This is a genomic window from Halalkalibacter oceani, from assembly GCF_023715705.1.
Taxonomy (GTDB): Bacteria; Bacillota; Bacilli; order Bacillales; family Bacillaceae_D; genus Halalkalibacter; species Halalkalibacter oceani_A.
The window spans coordinates 60,297-83,168 of record NZ_JAMBOS010000011.1; the positions used below are offsets into that span (position 1 = coordinate 60,297).

At 49.1% G+C, this 22,872-nt stretch carries 20 protein-coding genes; 3 read left to right on the forward strand and 17 right to left on the reverse strand.

Going from position 1 to position 22,872, the window contains the following annotated elements:
- Window positions 1-199: 199 nt before the first annotated feature.
- The 12 genes from mtaB to gpr all read right to left on the reverse strand — a co-directional run bounded on the left by mtaB (window position 200) and on the right by gpr (window position 15,103).
- Window positions 200-1,549, reverse strand: a complete 1,350-nt coding sequence (gene mtaB / locus M3212_RS12090; protein ID WP_251194236.1) for a tRNA (N(6)-L-threonylcarbamoyladenosine(37)-C(2))-methylthiotransferase MtaB — start codon at window positions 1,547-1,549, stop codon at window positions 200-202.
- Window positions 1,550-1,554: 5 nt separating this feature from the next.
- Complete coding sequence (locus M3212_RS12095) at window positions 1,555-2,307, reverse strand: 16S rRNA (uracil(1498)-N(3))-methyltransferase (protein WP_251194237.1); 753 nt, start codon at window positions 2,305-2,307, stop codon at window positions 1,555-1,557.
- A gap of 20 nt (window positions 2,308-2,327) precedes the next feature.
- A complete protein-coding gene (gene prmA, locus M3212_RS12100; RefSeq protein WP_251194282.1) occupies window positions 2,328-3,263 on the reverse strand; it encodes a 50S ribosomal protein L11 methyltransferase in 936 nt (311 codons plus the stop codon).
- 37 nt (window positions 3,264-3,300) lie between these two features.
- Window positions 3,301-4,407 (reverse strand): molecular chaperone DnaJ, encoded by a 1,107-nt coding sequence (gene dnaJ, locus M3212_RS12105; protein WP_251194238.1) that lies wholly within the window; start codon window positions 4,405-4,407, stop codon window positions 3,301-3,303.
- A 537-nt stretch (window positions 4,408-4,944) separates the two neighbouring features.
- Entirely contained in the window at window positions 4,945-6,789 is a 1,845-nt protein-coding gene (dnaK, locus tag M3212_RS12110; RefSeq protein WP_251194239.1) for a molecular chaperone DnaK, read from the reverse strand.
- Window positions 6,790-6,833: 44 nt separating this feature from the next.
- A complete protein-coding gene (grpE, locus tag M3212_RS12115; protein ID WP_251194240.1) occupies window positions 6,834-7,397 on the reverse strand; it encodes a nucleotide exchange factor GrpE in 564 nt (187 codons plus the stop codon).
- Between the two features lie 162 nt (window positions 7,398-7,559).
- Entirely contained in the window at window positions 7,560-8,591 is a 1,032-nt protein-coding gene (gene hrcA / locus M3212_RS12120) for a heat-inducible transcriptional repressor HrcA (protein WP_251194241.1), read from the reverse strand.
- A gap of 97 nt (window positions 8,592-8,688) precedes the next feature.
- Complete coding sequence (gene hemW, locus M3212_RS12125) at window positions 8,689-9,846, reverse strand: radical SAM family heme chaperone HemW (RefSeq protein WP_251194242.1); 1,158 nt, start codon at window positions 9,844-9,846, stop codon at window positions 8,689-8,691.
- Between the two features lie 143 nt (window positions 9,847-9,989).
- Entirely contained in the window at window positions 9,990-11,810 is a 1,821-nt protein-coding gene (gene lepA, locus M3212_RS12130; protein WP_251194243.1) for a translation elongation factor 4, read from the reverse strand.
- A gap of 171 nt (window positions 11,811-11,981) precedes the next feature.
- Window positions 11,982-12,320 carry a hypothetical protein gene (locus M3212_RS12135; RefSeq protein ID WP_251194244.1) on the reverse strand — a complete coding sequence of 113 codons (339 nt, stop codon included), beginning with the start codon at window positions 12,318-12,320 and terminating at the stop codon, window positions 11,982-11,984.
- A gap of 2 nt (window positions 12,321-12,322) precedes the next feature.
- Window positions 12,323-13,516 (reverse strand): stage II sporulation protein P, encoded by a 1,194-nt coding sequence (locus M3212_RS12140; RefSeq protein ID WP_251194245.1) that lies wholly within the window; start codon window positions 13,514-13,516, stop codon window positions 12,323-12,325.
- Between the two features lie 465 nt (window positions 13,517-13,981).
- On the reverse strand, window positions 13,982-15,103 hold the full coding sequence (gpr, locus tag M3212_RS12145) for a GPR endopeptidase (protein ID WP_251194246.1): 1,122 nt from the start codon (window positions 15,101-15,103) through the stop codon (window positions 13,982-13,984).
- Window positions 15,104-15,317: 214 nt separating this feature from the next.
- On the opposite strand from gpr, the gene rpsT reads away from it, so the two are divergent.
- Window positions 15,318-15,587 (forward strand): 30S ribosomal protein S20, encoded by a 270-nt coding sequence (gene rpsT / locus M3212_RS12150; RefSeq protein WP_251194247.1) that lies wholly within the window; start codon window positions 15,318-15,320, stop codon window positions 15,585-15,587.
- Window positions 15,588-15,687: 100 nt separating this feature from the next.
- Here the strand turns inward: rpsT and holA are convergent, their stop codons facing one another.
- Complete coding sequence (gene holA / locus M3212_RS12155; protein WP_251194248.1) at window positions 15,688-16,716, reverse strand: DNA polymerase III subunit delta; 1,029 nt, start codon at window positions 16,714-16,716, stop codon at window positions 15,688-15,690.
- A gap of 449 nt (window positions 16,717-17,165) precedes the next feature.
- Between holA and M3212_RS12160 the strand changes: the two genes are divergently transcribed.
- Complete coding sequence (locus M3212_RS12160; protein WP_251194249.1) at window positions 17,166-17,303, forward strand: YqzM family protein; 138 nt, start codon at window positions 17,166-17,168, stop codon at window positions 17,301-17,303.
- A gap of 157 nt (window positions 17,304-17,460) precedes the next feature.
- Here M3212_RS12160 and M3212_RS12165 read toward each other — a convergent pair whose 3' ends face one another.
- The 4 genes from M3212_RS12165 to M3212_RS12180 all read right to left on the reverse strand — a co-directional run bounded on the left by M3212_RS12165 (window position 17,461) and on the right by M3212_RS12180 (window position 22,476).
- Window positions 17,461-19,779, reverse strand: a complete 2,319-nt coding sequence (locus tag M3212_RS12165) for a DNA internalization-related competence protein ComEC/Rec2 (RefSeq protein WP_251194283.1) — start codon at window positions 19,777-19,779, stop codon at window positions 17,461-17,463.
- A gap of 39 nt (window positions 19,780-19,818) precedes the next feature.
- Window positions 19,819-20,379: a ComE operon protein 2 gene (locus M3212_RS12170; RefSeq protein WP_251194250.1), complete on the reverse strand. Its 561-nt coding sequence runs from the start codon at window positions 20,377-20,379 to the stop codon at window positions 19,819-19,821.
- Between the two features lie 132 nt (window positions 20,380-20,511).
- A complete protein-coding gene (locus M3212_RS12175) occupies window positions 20,512-21,801 on the reverse strand; it encodes a homocysteine synthase (RefSeq protein WP_251194251.1) in 1,290 nt (429 codons plus the stop codon).
- 75 nt (window positions 21,802-21,876) lie between these two features.
- Window positions 21,877-22,476 carry a helix-hairpin-helix domain-containing protein gene (locus tag M3212_RS12180; protein WP_251194284.1) on the reverse strand — a complete coding sequence of 200 codons (600 nt, stop codon included), beginning with the start codon at window positions 22,474-22,476 and terminating at the stop codon, window positions 21,877-21,879.
- Between the two features lie 75 nt (window positions 22,477-22,551).
- On the opposite strand from M3212_RS12180, the gene M3212_RS12185 reads away from it, so the two are divergent.
- The gene (locus M3212_RS12185) at window positions 22,552-22,809 is read left to right on the forward strand and encodes a DUF2533 family protein (RefSeq protein WP_251194252.1); all 258 of its coding nucleotides are present in this window, start codon (window positions 22,552-22,554) and stop codon (window positions 22,807-22,809) included.
- Window positions 22,810-22,872: the final 63 nt, after the last annotated feature.

Below are 22,872 nucleotides of genomic sequence, written 5' to 3' on the forward strand. Positions count from 1 at the left end.
TCCGTATCCTATAATTAAAATAGGGATAATATACGAAAATATAAAAAATGTAGGCATCTATATAAATTTAGCATAAGAGCGGGGTTTTTTCAATAAAAAAATGAGGCATCGCAAAAGCTGACACTTTTGCGATGCCTCATTTTTCTCAATCAAAGCTGGACGAAAGCAGCAGCTCCCGTTCCAGCTTAAAACCGTTAGCTTAGCCGTTCACGACTTGCTTCAGCTCATCCTTATCCAACACGCGGACAAATTCACCTTCATTATACGGATAGCCGGCTTTCGTGATTTTGACTTTAATCAGCTCTCCAATCAACTGCTCATCGCCTTTGAATCTCACCTTTAAATAATTATCCGTATAGCCGATGAAAAAGCCACTTTCCGGATTTTCTTTCTCTCTTTCCTCCGGAATCATCTCTAGCACTTCTCCTTCGAACTGGGAAGCATACTCCTTCGCCAATTGGTTTGATAGCTCAATCAGCCGGTGCACGCGCTCATTTTTCACCTGTTCGTCGACTTGGTCCTCCATCCGCGCCGCCGGAGTGCCGGTCCGCTTCGAATAAGGAAAAACATGAAGCTCACTGAATTTATGCTTGGCAATAAAATCAAAAGTTTCCTGGAATTCCTCCTCCGTCTCTCCCGGAAAGCCGACAATGACATCGGATGTAACCGCAAGCCCTGGTAAAACTTCTTTCAACCGCTCCAGCCGCTCTCCAAAAAATTCCATTGTGTATTTTCGCCGCATTCGTTTTAACACGCTGTTCGAGCCTGACTGCAACGGAATATGCAGGTGACGGACAACCTTCTTTGAACGGCCAATGACCGAAATGACTTCATCCGTCAGCTGACTCGCTTCAATAGAAGAAATTCGGATGCGCTTCAAGCCATCGACATGTTCTAGATCTTCGAGCAGCCGGGCGAGGCTGTAATCTTTAAGATCCTCTCCGTAGCCGCCGGTATGAATCCCCGTCAAAACAATTTCCTTATAGCCGGCATCGACAAGCTGCTTCGCCTGGCGCAGCACTTCCTTCGGATCACGGGAACGCATGAGTCCTCTGGCCCATGGAATAATACAGAACGTGCAGAAGTTGTTACAGCCCTCCTGAATTTTAAGCGAAGCGCGTGTCCGGTCTGTAAATGCCGGGACATCAAGCTCTTCATAGACACGAGACTTCATAATATTGCCGACCCCGTTAATCGGCTGGCGCTCCTGCTTGAACTGCTCAATATAATCAAGCATCTTGACACGATCCTGTGTACCGACGACAATGTCTACTCCCGGAATCGCCATCACTTCAGCCGGCGATGTCTGGGCGTAGCAGCCCGTCACACAAATCACCGCGTCCGGGTTTTTGCGGATCGCGCGGCGAATGACCTGGCGGCTTTTTTTATCTCCTGTATTTGTCACCGTACATGTATTGATGACATAGACATCTGATCTCGCCTCAAAATCAGTCTTTTCGTAGCCGGCCTGCTGAAACAGCTGCCAAATGGCTTCTGTTTCATAATGATTTACTTTACAACCTAATGTATGAAAAGCAACAGTAGGCATTTTGTTCACCTCATTAATTCGAAATGGTACGAGATCGCAGCAAGGGCATAAAGCGCTGCTGTCTCCGTACGTAAAATTCTCGGTCCAAAGCCGCATGGCACTGCTCCTGCCTCGACGAATTGACCGATTTCAGCTTCTGTCAATCCGCCCTCGGGACCGATCACGATCAAGAGCGACTGACCGGGAGCAAGGGTCTGAAGACATTGAGCAAACCGTTGCTGTTCATTTGCTTTTGCTTCCTCTTCATAGGCAATGATCACCGCATCGAACTGAGCAGCGAAAGCGGCAAGTCCGGCAGCAGACTCCAATGGCAGCACAGCTGGAATGTGTTCACGGTACGACTGTTCCGCCGCTTCCTTGGCGATCTTCTCCAGGCGCTCCACTTTTTTCGCCATCTTCTTCGGCTCCCATTTCACCACGGAGCGACTGGCTGAAAATGGCTGAAAAGCGACAGCACCAAGCTCCGTCCCTTTTTGGACAATGAATTCCAGCTTGTCTCCTTTCGGTAGCCCTTGCGCAATCGTCACCTTAAGCGGAAGCTCGGTATTCGGCTTGAGCTCTTCGATAATAGGCGCCGTAATGTAAGTTTCGGCAATTTGCTCAATTTGACATTTCACTGTCCGGCCGGCTCCGTCACTACAAATGATCAAATCCCCCGGATTCATTCTCATCACACGTGAGATATGTTTGACGTCTTCCCCTGTAATCGTCGCCGTCGTTGGTGAAAGCTGGTCCTTTGTTACAAAATAGCGTTGCATCTTTTATCGCCCTCTATTCATTACTGCTTTTCCGCCAGAATGGCGACCCAATCCTCCATTTCGACGACTTCGTTGATCGTAAAGCCACCTTCAAGCAGCGCATCCTTCACTTCCTGCTTCTTTCGCTTAATAATACCTGACGTAATAAATGAGCCGCCTGGTTTAAGTATCGCTGCCGCATCTTGAATACACTGAACAACGATCTCCGCCAAAATATTGGCAACGACAATATCATAATTTCCAGATACTCCTTGAAGGAGATTATTTTGTTTGACGGAAATTTTTGCTTCCAGCTGATTCAATGCTATGTTTTGTCTCGCGCTGACAACAGCGACATCGTCAAGATCAAGAGCGAGCACCTGCTCTGCTCCAAGCTTTGCCGCAGCGATGCTTAATACCCCTGAACCTGTGCCGACATCAACAACCCTCTCCCCGCCTTTTATCGTTCGGTCCAATGCTTGAATACAGAGCACCGTCGTCGGGTGAGTCCCCGTGCCGAATGCCATCCCGGGATCAAGTTCAATAATCGTTTCGCCGTCCTGCGGGGTGTACGACTCCCATGTCGGTGTAATCGTAATCGACTTTGACACTTTAACAGGCTTATAATATTTTTTCCAGGCCGTTGCCCAATCTTCCTCATCAACCTCGACAATTTGCACATGATTGTGACCGAGATCAAAATCATAGACGAGCAGACCATTTATTGCTTCCTTAATTTCCTCGATCGTTTCCGCTAAAAAACTATTCACCGGGAAATAAGCCTTAATTCGCACGCCTTCTTCAGGATAATCGTCAGGAGAGAGCTGGTAAATTTCGCCGTAATGAATACCCCATTCCTTTACGAGGTCCATTGGATCTTCGATTACGACCCCGCTTGCACCTGCTTCATGCAGAATATTACATATCGGCTCAACTGCTTCCTCAGTCGTATGAATGCTGAATTCCGACCATTTCATCATCTTTTCCAACTCCATCCTTTCGATTCCATCCCAATTATCCTTTAAACGCCCGTTTCACTTTGGCAAAGAAGTTATCATTTTGTTCATCCGGCTGACCGCCACTCATTTGCGCGAACTCGCGAATCAGGTCCTTTTCTTTTTCGGTCAAATTCTTTGGTGTAACGACACGGACTTTCACGTGCTGATCACCTTGCCCGCGACCATGGACATTCGGCACTCCTTTGCCGCGCAGGCGGAAGTTCGTTCCTGTCTGTGTGCCGGCAGGGATCTTCAGTTTTACTTTTCCATTTAATGTCGGAACTTCAATTTCATCACCCAATGCCACTTGGGCAAACGTTAATGGCATTTCGCAGTAAATGTCGTCACCGTCACGCTCGAAGAATTCATGCGGCTTCACATTAAAGACTACAAACAAATCTCCCGGAGGACCGCCATTCGTCCCGGCTTCCCCTTGCCCGGAAACACGCAGCTGCTGGCCGTGATCAATTCCGGCAGGGACCTTCACATTAATTTTCTTGCGCTTACGGACTTTCCCCTTGCCGCCGCATGTTGTACATTTTTCCTTAATGAATTTACCGGTTCCCTGACAATGATGACAAACACGGCGATTGACAACGCGGCCGAATGGTGTGTTTTGTTCAACATTCAATTGACCGCTTCCGCCACAATGCGAACATGTTTCCGGCTTCGTTCCAGGCTTCGCCCCTGAACCGGTACACGTTTGACATGTTTCCTCGCGCGGAATTTCGATCTCCGTTTCCTTGCCGAACACAGCTTCTTTAAATTCAAGCGTCATCGTGTATTGCAAATCAGCTCCTTGCCGCGGGGCGTTCGGATTCCGGCGTCCCCCGCCGCCAAAGAACATATCAAAGATGTCGCCGAAGCCGCCGCCAAAGTCGCCGGCGCCACCAAAGCCTTGATTTGGATCGGCATGGCCAAATTGATCGTAGCGCGCCTTTTTCTGAGGATCGCTCAATGTGTCATAGGCTTCTTTTACCTCTTTAAACTTTTCCTCAGCATCCGCTTCCTTATTGACATCCGGGTGATACTTGCGTGCTAATTTACGGTACGCCTTTTTCACCTCATCAACTGAAGCATTCTGATCGACACCAAGGACTTCATAGTAATCTCGTTTACTCATGTCATCCACTCCCGACTCTTTTCCATAACGTTCATCATACCATCATAACGCCTTCCCCTGCAAGCCGTGCAATACCCATGTTTTGCTTTCATCATTCCGTAGAAAAGGACTTGTTCCTAAAAGGCCGATTTTTACCTTTTCAGGACAAGTCCGACGAAGGGCTTTAAAGATAGTCCCTTAAGAAAACCGTAGAGCGGCTTTTCTTAGAAGTGGCGTGCGGAGCCGTTACATTCATTTAAAACCGTCTGAAAGCGTGATTCTTTCAAACGGCCACATAACGCGTGAAGCCGCCGCCCTTCCTCGAATCCACCCGAAAAATTTTTTCTTTCTTTCGTTTGAAAAAAGGTTGTCTAAAAAGGTAAAGCTTCCTTTTTAGACAACCCCTGAAATCAAGAGGTGGCAGTGGCTCCGGTCTGCGCAAGCAAGCAGGGAAGCACAGTAAACCTGCTGTGCAGACTTCGCACGCTGCTCCGGGGATATCTTAAAAGGAAACACTCATCCTTTTTGCGATATCATCTCCAAGAGGGCTGGTCAACCTTACTTCTTGTCATCCTCTTTTACTTCTTCATAATCGGCATCGACGACATTGTCATCCTGTTTGCCGGCAGCATCCGCCGCTCCGCCTTCAGCCTGCTGGGACGCCTGAGCTGCTTGAGCTGCTTGTTCGTACATTTTCGTTGAGAGAGCCATCACAATTTCCTGCAGCTCATCCTTCGCCGTGCGGATTTCGTCAATATTGTTTGACTCGATCGCAGCTTTCAGTTTATCCTTCGCCGCTTCCGCCTTATCCTTTTCCGCCTGCTCAACATTATCGCCAAGGTCTTTCAACGTTTTTTCCGTTTGGAAGACAAGCTGGTCAGCTTCATTGCGCAGTTCAACCTCTTCACGGCGCTTCTTATCTTCCTCGGCGTTCGCCTCGGCGTCTTTCACCATCTGTTCAATTTCTTCGTCAGACAGACCGGAAGATGATGTAATTGTGATTGACTGTTCTTTATTAGTGCCAAGATCCTTCGCCTTAACATTAACGATACCGTTCGCATCAATATCAAATGTGACCTCAATTTGCGGCACACCGCGTGGAGCCGGTGGAATGTCTGTTAATTGGAAGCGGCCGAGTGTTTTGTTATAGGCTGCCATTTCACGCTCCCCTTGAAGAACGTGAATATCAACAGACGGTTGGTTATCAGCCGCCGTCGAGAACACTTGTGATTTAGAAGTCGGGATCGTCGTATTCCGATCGATCAGCTTCGTGAACACGCCGCCCATTGTTTCAATTCCGAGAGAGAGCGGAGTAACGTCTAGTAAGACAACATCCTTTACATCACCAGTCAGAACGCCAGCTTGAACAGCAGCACCGAGCGCTACTACTTCATCAGGGTTAACCCCTTTATGCGGCTCCTTGCCTGTCAGCTTCTTGATTGCCTCCTGCACCGCCGGGATACGCGTTGATCCCCCGACGAGAACAACCTTGTCAATTTCGCTCGCTGAAAGACCTGCATCAGAAAGCGCATTGCGAGTCGGTCCAAGTGTGCGTTCAACAAGGTCTGCAGACAGCTCCTCGAACTTCGCGCGGCTTAATGAAAGCTCCAAGTGCTTCGGTCCTGTCGCATCAGCTGTAATGAACGGCAGTGAGATTTGCGTCTGTGTTACGCCGGAAAGATCTTTTTTCGCCTTTTCCGCTGCATCCTTCAAACGCTGCATCGCCATCTTATCCTGGGAAAGATCAATGCCATTGTCCTTTTTGAACTGGTCAACAAGATAGTCGATGATTACCTGGTCGAAGTCATCCCCGCCAAGCTTGTTGTCACCGGACGTTGCTTTTACTTCAAAGAAGCCGTCGCCAAGCTCAAGAATCGACACGTCGAACGTTCCGCCCCCAAGGTCATAGACGAGGATCGTCTGGTCTTCTTCCTTTTCAAGGCCGTATGCCAATGCCGCGGCAGTCGGCTCGTTGACAATCCGCTCTACTTCAAGGCCGGCAATTTTACCGGCATCCTTTGTCGCCTGGCGCTGGGAATCATTAAAATAGGCCGGTACTGTAATAACCGCCTTTGTTACCTTTTCTCCGAGATAAGCTTCTGCATCGGACTTGAGCTTTTGTAAAATAATCGCTGAAATTTCCTGTGGTGTATAGTCTTTTCCCTCGACCGTTTCCTTATGGCCTGTTCCCATATGGCGTTTGATCGAAATAATGGTATTCGGATTTGTGATCGCCTGCCGCTTCGCAACTTCCCCGACAAGACGTTCACCATCTTTAAAAGCAACAACGGATGGAGTTGTACGGTTTCCTTCCGGGTTTGGAATAACTGTTGCTTCGCCACCTTCCATCACGGCGACACAAGAATTCGTTGTCCCTAAGTCAATTCCAATAACTTTACTCATGGTTTATTCCTCCACTTCACGAATTATCATACATATGTAAAGGATCAAGCGTTAACCTTGACCATCGACGGGCGCAGGACGCGATCCTTTAGCTTATAGCCCTTTTGTAATTCTTCCACAATCTGATTCGATTCAAACTCAGGCTCCTCCACCTGCATCACCGCCTGGTGCAAATGAGGATCAAAGGTTTGACCTACCGTCTCGATCACTTCAACACCTTCGTTCTTTAGCGCATCCTGAAACTGGCGGTAGACCATTTCCATCCCTTGAAGCAATGATTTCGCTTCCTCCGTTTCCGGCTTCACGAGCAAAGCGCGCTCGAAGTTATCGATAACCGGAAGGAGAGCTTCGATGACAGTCTGCGATCTATATTTAGCAGCCGCTTCCTTCTCCTCACGAGAACGGCGCCGGAAGTTATCATAATCTGCTTGAGTCCGCAAAAGACGGTTCCGTAGTTCCTCGATTTCCTTCTGCTCGGACGTTACCTCTTCTTCAGCGACTTCCTCTCCAGCGTCTGCGGTCTTCTCTTCCACTACCACTTCTTCTTCCTTGTTCTCTTCAGCTTGAAGTGTTTCTTCCTCGACAGCTTGCGATTCCTTTTCGTTCAATTCGTTCACCTCCTCATAAAATTAACAGATCGTTATGTAAAATCAAGCGGGGGCCATGGCTGACAGCCCCCTAGACAATGGCACCCGTTCTCACGTAAGAACTTCAGCCGCTGCTGCAAACACGGTTCAGATAGCAATAACTAATTGTCAATATTACCATTTCTACCCTTGTTGATACAACCTTGTTAAGAGCTTCGTTAAATCCTTCGACACTGTATCAAGGACGCCGATCACCCTGCGGTATTCCATTCTCGTCGGACCAAGGATGCCGATCGTTCCCATATGCTTGCCGCCGATGGAATAAGAAGCTGTAATCAAGCTGCAGTTATCAAACGCTTCAAGCTTGTTTTCCTGACCAATCTTCACCTGAATACCTGCATGCGGCGTTCGCAGTATCTGATTCATCTTTTCATCTTCTTCGAGCATATTCAGCAGAATACGGACTTTTTCGATATCGCGGAACTCCGGCTGCATCAGCAAATTCGTCTTCCCGCTGTAAAAAATCTTTTCTGTTTTTTCCAGGTCAACGGAAGGCAGGAGCATTCCGATAATTTGCCGGTAATTCTGAATATGGGCGCGCAGCACATGACCGACTTCCGATTTCAATTTATGCCGCAGCTGATACAATGGTACCCCGACGAGCCGTTCATTTAAAATGTTGACGGTTCGTTCCAGATCGGAAGCGTCAATGGACTCCGGTACAGAAATCGTCTGATTCTCAACATGCCCTGTATCCGTCACAAGAATTAAAATCGCCGACCCTTTACTGAGCGGGATAATTTGAATGTTCTTCAACGTCGCCTCGAACATTTCCGGGCCGAGCACCAACGAGATGTAGCTCGTCATATTGGATAAAATTCTAGCTGAATGCTGAATGACCTCTTCCAATTCCTGAATCCGGTCCGAAAAAATCGAACGGATATCAAGCCTTTCATCTGCCGTTAGGCGGTGAGGCTGAAGGAGGTGGTCAACATAGTAGCGATACCCTTTCTGAGAAGGAATACGGCCAGCGGAGCTGTGAGGCTTTTCTAAAAAGCCGAGCTCCTCCAAATCTGCCATGTCATTTCGTATCGTAGCTGGACTAAATGTTATATCTTCCCGCTTCGAAATACTTCTCGAGCCGACCGGCTCGGCGGAGCGGATATAATCATCAACAATAGCATGTAAAATGAGCAATTGTCTCTCAGTTAACATCCGTATATCACCTCTGTTAGCACTCAACATAACCGAGTGCTAAATCTAATGATAAATTATCAAATCAGGCGCCATTTGTCAATATTGAAACGTTTCCTCATTCGATGACGCCTTCATCCAAAACAGCGATAAACTGTTCGAATACTTCATTACCGAGGAGCAGCCCTTGCTCCGTCAGCGCGATCCGCTCCGGCGTCACTTCCAGCAGGCCGCGTTCCACTAAATCATCAATCTGCCGGTTGAAGTAAGCCTCCAGCGTCCGGCCATACTTTTCTTCGAATTTCAAGCGGCTGATGCCGTCGCGCTTTCTCAGTCCCATAAACAGTTCCTCTTCGATCCGCTCGACCCGTGTTACCAAATGGCTCACGAGAACAGGCGCCTCTTTCTGTCTGATTGCCTGTAAATACTTCGGCAAAGGACCATGATTCTGATGACGGATGCCGTCGACATAGCCATGAGCTCCCGCGCCAAACCCATAATACTCTTCATTATTCCAATAAACGAGATTATGCCTGCTTTCGTAGCCCACTTTGGCAAAGTTGCTGATTTCATATTGGATCAGTCCGGCACGCGCGGTATCCCGGCGAAGCTGTTCATACATCTTTACTTCATCCTCTTCTGGAGGAAGCTGCAGCCGCCCTTTTCGCTGTCGGTTGTAAAAGACGGTTTTCTCCTCAATTTTCAGCGAATAGGCCGACAGATGCGGAACATCAAGGCGCAGCGCTTCAGCAAGCGTTGCGGCAAATTGCCCGGGAGTCTGTGTTGGCAGGCCGAACATTAAATCGAGTGAAAGATTCGTTAATCCAGCTTTGCGGCTTCGCTCCACCGCACTGATGATACTTTGCCGTGAATGCGTCCTTCCGATTTCCTGTAACAGTCCTTCATCAAAGCTTTGTACCCCGAGACTGAGCCGGTTCACCCCGCCTTCCTTCAGGACCGTGATCTTATCATCATCAAGGCTGTCAGGATTTACCTCGACCGTATATTCCTCCACCTCTGCTAGCGGCAAAATCGTTCGCATTCCCGTTAACAATCTTTGCAGCTGTTCAGCGGACAAAGCAGTCGGCGTTCCTCCGCCAATATAGATCGTTTTCAGCCGGTCGGTCGGCTGCGCTTCAAGCGTCCGTTCCATTTCCAAAAGCAGTGCCTCAATATATTCATCGACGGGCTGATTTTTCAGGAAAACTTTATTAAAGTCACAGTAGTAACAAATCTGTTCACAAAAAGGAATATGCACATAAGCTGCTGTTCTCATTCTTATCCTCCTTTCTCTGATGTCCAGTTAAGGAAAAAGGAGATGTCCCAAAGGATTTCCTCAACCCTTTAAGACATCTCCGAAGCGGTGCGCAGTACGGAGCACTGCCTCATTTTGGAAGATGAAGACACCCGCGACGGGTATCAATCGTCCATGCGCAGTACAGCCATAAAGGCCTCCTGCGGCACTTCCACGTTTCCGACTGCCTTCATCCGCTTTTTCCCTTCTTTTTGCTTTTCCAACAGCTTCCGCTTCCGTGAAATATCACCGCCGTAGCATTTCGCCAAAACGTTTTTACGCATCGCTTTGATCGTCGAACGAGCGATAATTTTTTGCCCGATACTCGCCTGAACCGGAACTTCAAACTGCTGACGCGGGATAAGCTCTTTCAGCTTCTCGACAATGATTTTTCCGCGGTCATACGCAAAATCACGATGGACGATGACCGATAAAGCGTCAACCTTTTCCGCGTTTAGCAGAATATCCATTTTCACGAGCTTCGACGGCTTGTAGCCGATTAGCTCATAGTCAAATGAAGCATAGCCCTTTGTATTTGATTTTAATTGATCAAAGAAATCATAGACGATTTCCGATAATGGAATCTCATAAATAATTTGGACACGGTTCGCATCAAGATACTGCATGTCAATAAAGATACCGCGTTTGCCCTGACATAGCTCCATCACCGAGCCGACAAAGTCGTTCGGCACCATAATGGTCGCTTTAACATAAGGCTCCTCGACAGATTCAATCTTTTGCGCGTCAGGCATGTTCGCCGGATTATCGATGCGCAGCTCCTCGCCGTTCGTCATCTTGACATTGTAGATAACACTAGGAGCCGTCGTAATGAGCGTAATGCCGAATTCACGCTCGATCCGCTCCTGAATGATTTCCATGTGCAACAGGCCGAGGAAGCCGCAGCGAAAACCAAAGCCGAGCGCCTGGGACGTTTCCGGCTCATACTGAAGCGAAGCATCGTTCAATTCAAGCCGCTCGAGCGCTTCACGGAGATCATTGTATTCATTCGTATCGATCGGATAAAGCCCGCAATACACCATCGGATTCATCCGGCGATATCCCGGTAAAGGCTCCGGTGCAGGGTTTTCCGCACCGGTAATCGTATCCCCGACCCGCGTATCGCCGACATTTTTGATCGCGGCTGACATAAAGCCGACATCGCCGACGGTTAATTCATCGCGCTTCTCCGCTTTTGGAGTGAAGACGCCAAGCTCTGTCACTTCAAATTCCTTGCCTGTCGCCATCATTCTAATCTTTTGTCCCGGCTTAACCGTTCCTTCGACAATTCGAATGTAGGCCACAACCCCGCGGTAGGAGTCATACAGCGAATCGAAGATCAATGCCTTCAGCGGCGCTTCCGGATCACCGGTCGGCGCAGGCACCTTTTCTACAACCTGTTCAAGAATTTCTTCAATCCCGATTCCGTTTTTCGCCGAGGCAAGCACAGCATCGGATGTGTCTAGTCCAATGACCTCCTCGACCTCCTGCTTGACTCTTTCCGGCTCCGCGCTTGGCAAATCAATTTTGTTAATGACCGGTAAAATTTCAAGATCATTATCAAGCGCCAGATAAACATTCGCCAGCGTCTGCGCTTCAATTCCCTGAGCGGCGTCGACGATCAGCAACGCTCCTTCACAGGCGGCCAGACTCCGAGATACCTCATAGGTAAAATCGACGTGCCCCGGTGTATCAATTAAGTGAAAGATATATTCTTCTCCGTCTTTTGCTGTATAGGTCAGCTGGACGGCATTTAATTTAATCGTTATCCCACGCTCCCGCTCCAGGTCCATGGCGTCAAGCGTTTGCTCCTTCATCTCCCGTTCAGTGAGCGCGCCCGTTTTTTCTAAAATCCGGTCAGCCAAAGTTGACTTCCCATGGTCAATATGAGCGATAATCGAAAAGTTACGGATTTTCGACTGCCGCGCCAGCCTTTGTTCTTTATTCATGACTTGATCACTCCTACATTCTCGTCCAACGTGCACTATTTCTGATTATACCAATGGTTGTCCGCGCAAGCAACAGTGACCTCGCCATCGCCGAAGTCGCTTTTATCTTCTGCCCATGCTTGAAGTAACCAGACGAAAGGCGCGGCAGCTTTTCAAGGCCGGTAAAAAGCTTTACGCTGCCTCCTCCCCATTCAATACCTGGCGAACAAAGGCCATGATCTGTGATAAAAACGAACGGCTTAGCTTATTCATTCCATCGGCCAATGATGTCCCCATTTCCGAAAAGAAATTCAGCCGCCCAACCTGTTCGACCCGTTCGTATTTGGCTGCCAGCTCCTGTTTGGAAAGGGAAGGGGCTGCCGCCTCGGTTTCCTCCGGGACATTTTCCGGAACGGTTAACGGAACAGGCTGCGTGATTCCAAGTTGCTCATTCATATATTGGACACCCGCCAAAGCGCCGAGCAATAAAATCGTACCGGTGACGATTACTTGAACCATAAGCCGTTTCACGATCACTCTTCCCCTTTCTCTACCTCTGCCTCTGCCTCTACTGCTTCAGCCTGCCAGTAATAGTCAGCAAATACCTCGGCCATCGCTTCTACGCTGCGATACGTTTCCTCTAATGTGTTGTCAACCCCGCCGACTTCCAATAAAACGGACTGATTTGATAAATCCTGATTAAAGCGTCCATTCGTCGTCGCCCCCTCTTTAATAATGACACCGCGGCTTAATCCCGGATATTTTTCTTCCAGCATATTATGGAGCTCTTCCGCCAGGTGCAGATTATGCTTGTAATTACTGTTGTTGCCCCCGATCACAAAAATCGTCCGTGCATATTCGACGCCATTGATCGTGACGGTCGTTCGATCACGACGCAGAGAATCGCGGTGGATATCGAAGAAAAATTGGAGATCCTGGTTTTGTGCCATCGCTTCCTCAACCATTTCTCTTGAAGCATCATACGAGCGTGGATAACTCCAGCCGCGTTCACTCAGGCTCGCCTGAATATCGCGCTGCTCCACCTCTGCCCCTATTCCTCTTTTTTCTAGCTCTTGAGAGAATTTTTCGCCTACGAGCGTGATATTGACCTGGCTATGATGGGCTTCATTAGGAACATCCGTCTCCAGCTCCGGCAGGAACGATTCATAGTTGTGCGAATGAATGATATGGACTACCTTCTTACCGTTTGTACTTTCAAGCGCATTGGCGTCTTCCTCCAGCTGCTCCAGCATCGCCAGGCTCTCCTCTGTCGCTTCACGTTCCGCCATCAGTACTTCCATCGGCGGGGCAGATTCGATCGGCAAGTTCGTGTAATCCGTTCCTTCCCCAGCGACAGCGATTCTGCCATCGAATAAAGCAAAGCCGGGCAGCTCTCTGCCAAGCAGGCTTCTCGGATCCTCAGGGTTTAGACTTGTCGCTACTCGAAAAGCAAGATTGGACACCTTTAACGGTTCACTGTCCTCCGGCAGCACCTGGGAAAAATATTGATTCTCCATGGCGAGCACATGAACGAAATGTTCCCCGGTAAAATCACTCGCCCATTCATGAACCTGGGTCGAAGCAAGCCCATATCCCGGTTCCACTGAAGTGAGCATTCCTGCAAAAAGAAACAGAACAATAATTCCTGTAATGACGAGAGCAATATAACGTTTTAGGCTCGTCCGGTTTAGCTTGACCGTAAATCCGTGAAATTGCTTTTTTCGCATAGTCTCTCTCCTTCTCCTCTAGTATGACGGCTGCAATTGATACTTGTCCGATTCTTCTTCCGACTTTTAAAAAGGAGCTTTATTAACTTCTATGAGAGTGCAGGTGAAAATAGACATCGCTTTTCTCAGACAACAGACAAAACGCTGCTTGGTCAAACTTATCTTCTATCTGATTATCCGAACAAATGAAAAGAGGGGAATCCGTCGCTCCTGAAATAGACTTCGCTTTCCGCGGAAAGCGTGCCTCCTATCCCGGGAGCGAGGTCGAAAAGCCAAACCCTCACTACTAAAAAGCCATACAGCTGCTTTTCTTTAGAAGCGGCGTGCGAAGGCGTTACAGTCTTTTGAGGCTGGCTCAAAAAAAGACTTGCCCCAAAAGGTTGATTTCACCTTTTTGAACAAGTCCAGTGTTGTATGCTGTTTCAATCTTTTCGGTCGACTCGCCTTTTGACCTGTCTGCGGCTGTTAACGCGTATAGGCGCCGACGTTCCCCTGATCGACCTGACGGTGCAGGGCGGCATTTAAGCCGGAGGCGATGACATTGGCCATATCTTCAATAAAGACATCGACTTCCTTCGGTGTAACCATTAAATTGTGTCCGAGCGGCGCCAGTACCTCGCGAATGAGCTGACGCTTTTCCTCCTCCGGCAAAGTGCCGACCATTCCCATTAGCGTCCGGCGCTTTTCTTCTGCCGGCAAATCCTCTTCGGTCAGCTTTCTCGTCTCACCGAACGTCATCCCGGCGGGAGTCAGTGAACGCGACGGCGCCTTGCCTTCCTTCATTTCCCGGCCAAAATGCTTCAGCACATAGTCAATCGTATCGCTCGTGATCGAAACCGCATCAACGACGGTCGGTATGCCGACGGCAATCACCGGAATACCGAGAGCATCCTTACTTAATTCCTTCCGTTTATTACCGACCCCGCTTCCGGGGTGAATACCGGTATCCGCAATTTGAATCGTTGTATTGACCCGTTCAATCGAGCGGGCTGCAAGGGCATCAATCGCGATCACAAAGTCGGGCTTTGTCTTTTCAATAATCCCATAAATCATGTCACTCGTCTCAATTCCGGTAATTCCCATCACCCCCGGGACGATCGCGCTGACCGGACGAAATCCTTCCTGCACCTGCTCCGGAGCAAGCTCAAATAAATGGCGGGTAATTAACAGATTTTCGACCGCCAGCGGGCCGAGGGCGTCCGGCGTCACATTCCAGTTTCCGAGCCCGACGACGAGGCACGTATCCGTTTCCTTAATGCCAATATTAGTCATAAAGGAATGAAACGCGTCGGCAAATACCCGCTCCATTTTTTCCTGAAGATCGGTATCCTTTTTTCGAATGCCCTGCGCTTCAAACGTCAAATAATGACCGGGCTTCTTATTCATCCGCTTCGCTCCTACCTCGTCGACATGTACGTGGGTCAGCGTCACTCCGTCAATGGTTTCTTCCTTTATCTCTATCCCACTGAGATCCTCAGCGGCGACATTCTCCTGCTTTTTCTGCTCCTCCTCCAACACCATTTCACGCGCTTCTACAGCTAAATCCGTCCGGACCTGATAGCGCTCCAGATTTAATTCATCAGCCATCTTGACCACCTCGCTTCGAAAATTAACTCGCACGTGTAGTGTTTCCACTCCTGTTTTTTTCATTCTTCCAGAAATGGCGTCAAGAAAAAACCTTTCATTCTCACTTTCCTCTATTGCAATTACGGGGCATTTTTGATAGAATGCAATTTGTTGTATAAACGAAGCAAAGCCGTTCCTCATGAAGGAATTGATGATCGATCAGGAGGTGAAAGATATGCCAAATATTAAATCAGCGATCAAGCGTGTGAAAACAAATGATAAGCGTCGTGCTCATAATGTAGCGATCAAATCTGCTCTTCGCACTGCTATCAAAAACTTTGAAGCAAAGGCTGCAGCAGGTGAAGTAGAAGCTGCAACAGCGCTATACACAGAAGCTAGCAAAAAGCTTGACAAAGCAGCAAGCAAAGGACTTATTCATAAAAATGCTGCCTCTCGCCAAAAGTCCCGCTTAGCAAAGCAGCTTAACAGTGTTTCTGCATCATAAGAAAAACGCCACAAGCGTTTTTTCTTGAAAGAGGGTGTTCCGAAAAAGCTAACGCTTTTGGGAACACCCTCTTTTTCTAAAAAAGCCACTGTGCATATTTTTATGCATGCTGGATGGAAGCACTTGCCAGTTTCAATACGAGCAGCTCTACTCCGAGCACCTTGTCCACCTTACCTGATTTAATTGCGAAGTCGGTATCGGCGCATTGCTTCAGCAAGGTGAGCAGCTGCCGATCCTCAAAGCGGCCCGCCTGCTGGCTGGCCAGCTTGACCACATATGGATGAAGCTTCAGCTGTGCCGCCATCTGTTTCTGGGAATAAGCGCGCCGTGTTAGCTCCTTTACCTGGTAATAAATCCTGAGCTGGCGCGCGATCAGGACAAGTAGCTTAAGCGGTTCTTCCTTTTTCTTCAGCAAATCATGGTACAGGAGCAAAGCCTCATGCGCTTGCTGCTTCACCGCAAGATCAAGCAGGGCAAAGACATCCTGCTCGAGTGAACGGGCGACAAGCAGCGCGACGACGTCCTCATCTACCTGCCCGTTCTCTCCGACATATAAAGCGAGCTTCTCGATTTCCGAGGCGAGCAACAGCAACTGCGGGCCGACCCGCTCTACTAGCTGCTCTTTACCCCGTCCGGTAAAGCGAAATCCCTTTTCCCGCGCCTGGTCCTCCAGCCATTCTTCAGTCATTTTCGCGTCGAATGGAGCACAGTCAACGACCGTGGCATGCTCTTTTAGCGCTTTCGTTATTTTTTTCCGCTCATCGAGTTTTTCATATGGTGTGATTAAAATCAGAATCGATTCCGGCAAAGGAGCAGTGAGATAGCGTTCCAGCCTGCTCAGATCATGCTCGATTTTCCCTTCCGGCTTCTGGCTTGTCACAAAAAAGAAATCCTGAACAATGACAATTTTCTTGCCGCCAAAAAACGGGAATGTTTCGGCTTCTTCTACCGCGAGCTCCAGCGGTGTATCAACTAAACTGTATGTAATGACGTTTTCCTGCTCAACAGCAGCTTTGGCAATGATTTGCTGGGTAATATCCTCAATTAAAAATGTCTGCGTCCCATGCAAAAAATACACACGGTCGATGTTGCCCTGCTCGAGCTTTTTTTTGGTCTTAATGTATGACATGGTCTACCTTCCTCTTTTTTCCTGCATCTTTTTCAGTCGTTCGGGTATGCTTAAAATATCTCCTGTTCTTCTAGCTTACCCAAGCTATGTCCAGAAAACAAGGGAAAGAAAGCGAACATAAGGGGGGTGGAGTCCGCTAAGAACCACACCCCATTTATGATAAACGCCAAGCAGCAAGCTCCCGGGTGCGCCTGCCCTCGACGATAACCATAACCGTCTTCAGTTGTTATGATATCCTATGCCGGCGTAAACTATAGGTGACAACTCTTTACAATCAAGCCAGTCGATTGTTCATAAAATAGTTGGTTTTTCCTTTTCCCGCTTACAGCGCTTGCCGCGAAGCCCCGTTTTCGGGAATCAACGGGGAAGGCCGGCGGTATTCCGCTTTTCCAGCTGGCTTTTTAAAGGCTCATCCCGTATACTATAGGTTGAACAAGGAGGGGTGCCAGATGAATCATTTTGAAAAAGATGTACAAAGCAAACGTAATGATGCGATTGATTCTGGTGTGGCCTTTGTCGCCTCTTTCGGTTTCTTTGCACTACTTTTTATCATTGCTAATCTCGTTGATGTATTTAGTGCATTTTAAACAAACCAAATTGAGGTCACCAGGCCAAAAAGAGCTGATTCCTGCATATGCGGAATCGGCTTTTTTTTGAAAAAAATTCGAAAGGATCGGAAATAATCAATGAGCAGAGGCCGAGGAGAGTGCGTCGACATTCTTTTGCCAAATCACCTCCCGCCCTTTACGGAAGCTCGCCGGCTTTACTTGGGCGGACCACGTTCAGCTGCCCGTCCTTTAAATAGAGCCGCACAGCTCCCTGATTACTTTGCCATACCCCGACATGATGGGTCGCCAAACGTGTCAGCACTTCGGGATGTGGATGACCGAAATGATTGTTGCGACCCGCCGAAATGAATGCCGCACTCGGTTTAAGCTGTTCGACAAACTCCTCCGTCGTCGAAGTCCGGCTCCCGTGATGGCCAACTTTTAAAATATCGACTTCCAGCGACGGATAGGCCGCCAGCAGGCGACGCTCCCCCTCCTCCTCAAGATCACCGGTAAAAAGAAACGAAACACCTTCGATTTCCGCATACAACACAATCGACCGTTCATTGACGTTCGGGTCGGTGGCAGCCTGCTTGTTCGGTGCTAAAATGGCAAATCGATTTCCCCCGACTGTCCAGCTCTCCCCTTGTCTGACGACGCGAATCGGCGCCTGACGCTGCAACGCAGTCAAAATCTCTCTTTCATGCTCTGTCATGTCTCCACTGCCATAAAGCACCTCTTTTATCCGGAGCGCCTCATTCAAGGCGACGGCCCCGCCAATATGATCGAGATGGCCATGTGATAAAATCAGGCGGTCGATTTGCCGAATACCGCGCGCTTTTAATTCGGGAACGACAATATCTGCCCCGACATCAAACGACCGGCGACGGCGGCGCCATTCTTCATCAAAATAAGTGATCGTCCCGCCTGTATCAAGCAAATAGACTTCCTTCCGATATGGCAGCTCAAGCAAAAAGCTGTCTCCCTGTCCAACGTCGAGCATCGTCACCTTCGCCCTGCCATCCAAATATGGAGTCAGCATCTGGAATGCCAGCAGAATGACAAGCAGGCATGCCGGCACCCGCCACCAGCCCTGCTTGCCCCGCTCCCAGGCGAGACAGCCGTAAACAAGCACACCGTAAAAAACGATAATGAAAGAAAAAGACGGTTTACCTGTGATAATCATCGTCCAGCGATGTCGGGCCAATTCAGTTAAACCGGTATGAGCAAGGCTCACTCCCCATTCCAGCAGAACAAGGATGGGATTTCCATCAAACGGAAGCCAGAATGAGAGAATAAAGCCAAGAAAGACGAGCGGCAGGACACAAAATGAGATAAAGGGTACATAAAACAGATTGACAAAGATACTGATCCAGGAAATTTCGTAAAAATGGAAGAGAATAAGAGGCGTTGCCATTAGCTGGGATAAAGTCGTTATGCAAAGGAGGCGGGCGATTGGGTGAGCGTAGCGCCGCTCGATCAAGGGAGCCGATACAAGCAAGGCAAACGTAATGAGAAAGGAAAGCTGGAAGCCGAGCTGAAACAAAGCTGTTGGCTTGATCAGGAGATACATCATATAAACCGCCACCACCGCTGTTAAAGGAGGTAGCCGCAGCTGGAAACGCAAGCAGACAAGAACGGCCATTGTCATGCAGGAAGCTCTGATTACAGGTGGTGCTGCCCCCGCGATAATCATATACACTGGGAGAAAACAAAACAACAGGTCAAATGCCCGTTCACGGGTTACGTCAAAACGAATCAGGCCATAAAAAGCCGCCGCCGTGACGAGACCGACGTGCAAGCCTGAAATCGCCAAAAGATGAATGACCCCAAGCTGCTGGTAAGCCTGGAGGATCTCCTCGTCAAGCAACAGCCTTTCACCGAACAAAAGCGCGGTCATGATGCCGGCGAGCTTCGGAGAAACGGTTTCCTCAATTGTCTGCATCTGTGTCTGCCGCCAACGCTGGAGTGCCGTTCGCACCGTCAGACTTGTCTGATAGCAGTTGATTCCTCCTTGCCGCGCACGGACAATCCAATAAATATGCTGTTGTTCCTTTAAATATTGCGGGTAATCAAATTGGGCAAAATTCGTTGGGGGGACGGGGCGGGTGAGAGAGCCGCTGATCATACATCTATCTCCGGGTGAGAAGCTTCTGAACAAGTGCTGCTCACTTTCATTCGTCATATAGGCCTGGACGAGCAGCCTTTCGTCGTGAGGCCCCTTTATCCGCATCGTCATACGGTCACCATCAACAAGCGGAATATCGACAATCGTCGCCGGCAATGTCTGTTCACCAGCGTTGTGAACCGTTTCATGACGCTCAAGTTCAGCAAGTCCGACGAGATAATAGAGGAGGAAAGCCGCTGCCACGCTGAGGAAAAGCTGACGAAACCTCACGCGCTGCAAGCATACGAAGAAAAGAAAAACGACTGTGAAAAGGTAGTAAGCAGGACTTGGGCCGCGTAAAGCCAAAATCAGGCCCAATGACGCCGCGACGGCGAAGAAAGGAAGCACCCTCGTCAAAGACACACCTCCCTGCTTCCCTCTGCCACATTAGGAAAAGAGTTTATCAGCCTCGGCTTGGAGCTTTTGCAGTTCATCCTCATCAGCTCCCGCCTGCTTCAAGCGCTCAAGCAGACCTGTGGCAAAGGCTTTTTTTTGAAGCTGCTCCTGTTCATCATAAAGATTGTGATAAGGCACTTGCACAACGGTCACGCCCGCTTCCGCGAACATGTCGATTGCGTATGGATGGTTTTTGTAGTCTTCGGCATAGTAAACCGTTTTGATCCCGGCCTGAATGAGTGCTTTTGCACAATGAACACATGGGAAATGCGTTACATAAATTTCCGCTCCGTTTGTAGGTACGCCGAACTTGGCACATTGCAACAGAGCGTTAACTTCGGCATGCACCGTGCGAATACAATGATTATCAACGACATAGCAGCCTTCATCAATGCAGTGCGCGCCCCCTGTAACAGAGCCATTATAACCGCCGGCGATAATCCGTTTTTCCCGCACAATTGTCGCTCCGACCATCAACCGTGTGCATGTGCTCCGCAAAGCAAGCAAATGACTTTGCGCCATAAAATATTGATCCCAAGAAATTCTCTCCAACTTCATACACTCCTCTTTCTGTTTGAAAGGAGTTGTCCCATTTTCGGGACAACTCCGAAACGGCAGTGATTTGTACGATCATTTCGCCGTAAGCAAAACAAATCTCCGTCTTCTTTTATTCTTCTAAGACACCTAAGCCTGGCTTTTTTGCAAAGCCTGCTCCAAGTCAGCGATGATATCCTGAATTCCTTCAATCCCGATTGAAAGCCGGATAAGCTCCGGTGAAACGCCAGCCGCTCTCTGGTCGGCTTCACTTAATTGCTGATGGGTCGTGCTCGCCGGATGAATCACCAATGATTTCGCATCGCCGACGTTCGCCACATGAGAAAACATCTCCAAAGCATTAATAAACCGTTTGCCTTCTTCCAGGCCACCTTTGATACCGAACGTTAAAATCGCCCCCTTGCCCGACGGGAGATAGCGTTCCGCGTTTTGATAGGAACGGTGCGATGGAAGACCGGCATACGAGACCCATTCCACTAATTCATGCTTATCCAAATATTCTGCCACACTCTGCGCGTTTTCGCAATGACGTTCCATCCGCAAATGCAGTGTTTCCAGCCCTTGTAGCAACAGGAAGGCGTTCATCGGCGCGATCGCCGGACCAAGATCTCTCAGCAGCTGGACGCGCGCTTTAATAATATAGGCGAGCGGTCCGAGCGCTTCCGTATAAACGAGACCGTGATAGCTTGGATCAGGTTCCGTCAAGCCCGGAAATTTGCCATTATTCCAGTCAAAATTCCCACTATCAACGATGATGCCCCCGATCGACGTTCCGTGTCCGCCGATAAATTTCGTCGCTGAATGAACGACAATATCCGCCCCGTGCTCGATCGGCCGGCACAGCGCAGGCGTGACGAAGGTCGCATCAACCATCAGCGGCAGGTTATGACGATGAGCCACTTCTGCAACGGCCGCGATATCAAGGACGTCTCCGTTCGGATTGCCGATCACCTCGGCGAAGACTACTTTTGTTTTTTCATTGATTGCTTCCTCGAAGGCTTCCGGCTTCGTCCCGTCAACAAGACGAACGGTGATGCCGATTTTTTTAAAGGTATGGACAAACAGATTATACGTCCCGCCATAAAGCGCGCTTGAAGCGACAACCTCGTCGCCCACCTCACAAATGTTCAAAATCGCGAGATGGATCGCCGAACTACCACTCGCCGTCGCCAACGCCCCGATTCCTCCTTCGAGCTCGGCCATCCGCTTTTCGAATACATCCTGCGTCGGATTCATAATTCGCGTGTAAATGTTGCCGAACTCTTTTAAAGCGAACAGATCGGCGGCGTGCTCGGTATTTTTAAATCCGTAAGACGTCGTTTGGTAAATCGGCACAGCGCGCGCCTGTGTAGCTGAATCAACCTCTTGTCCTCCGTGAACAGCGATCGTCCCGATCGACCAGTTTTTCTTTTCTGCCATCCCTTTCTCCTCCCCATTAAACGGAATCATCGTACATGCCTATTTTATCAGAATATTCTTCCCCTTGAAACGCTTTCATTTAACGCTGATATGCTCGCGCAGCTGCTCCAGCGTCTTCACGCCGATACCCGGCACATCAAGCAGCTGCTCGACATCGCTGAAACGTCCCTGCTCCTCGCGATACGTAATAATTGCCTCCGCTTTAGCCGGGCCGATTCCGGGTAACTGCTCCAGCTCCCTCGCGTCAGCCTGATTGATCGCAATTTTGCCAGCGTCGGCCGCTCCGTGACGTCCAGGGAGTTCCTCCGTTTCTCCTTCAGCCGGAACATAAATCATCATTTCATCGTAAACGCGTTCTGCCAAATTCAGCTGTTGCTCGGCCGCTTCCTCCCGAAAGCCTCCGGCGCGTTCGATTACATCATAAACCCGGCTCTCCTCGTCAAGCTGATAGATACCGGGGGCATGCACCGCTCCCTTTACATCGACGATTATCGTCCGCACTGCCGGCGGCTCCTCCTCCTCTGTTTCCTCAAGCTCGACTTCAAATAAAAACCCATTCTCCGGCTGGGCCGCTTCCTCGATTTCAGCATTGCGAAAATGCTGAAACAGGACTACACTTACTAAAAGAGCTACTAAGCCAACAAGGGCAAGCTGTAGCCGATTAAGCTTTAGCATTTTCACAGGAATCACTCCTTTCGAAATTAAAGGGGGTTCGTTTGTGAGAATAAGCAATAAAGGAGAGAAAATGAAATGGCCGTCCATTTACAAATTAGCGAACAAGTGAAGAGACACCGGCAGGCTCAACAGCAATTCCGGGAACTCGATGCGAAACGGGAACAAGCGATTGAACATGTCCTTACCGCGGCAAAGGCGGGGCAGGAAATAAACATAACTGAAATCAACCGGATTACAAATGAAATGAACCAAACTGCGGCGCGCTTTCACTTCCCGACAAGAAAAACCGTCACAGTCGAGATGGTCAAGGACGTCATTCAGCGCAGCAAATAATCGCGTTTCAGCGGTCGGTGGCGGCTCCGTGTAAACAGCGCTGCTTCGGGGCGCTCTCGCCAA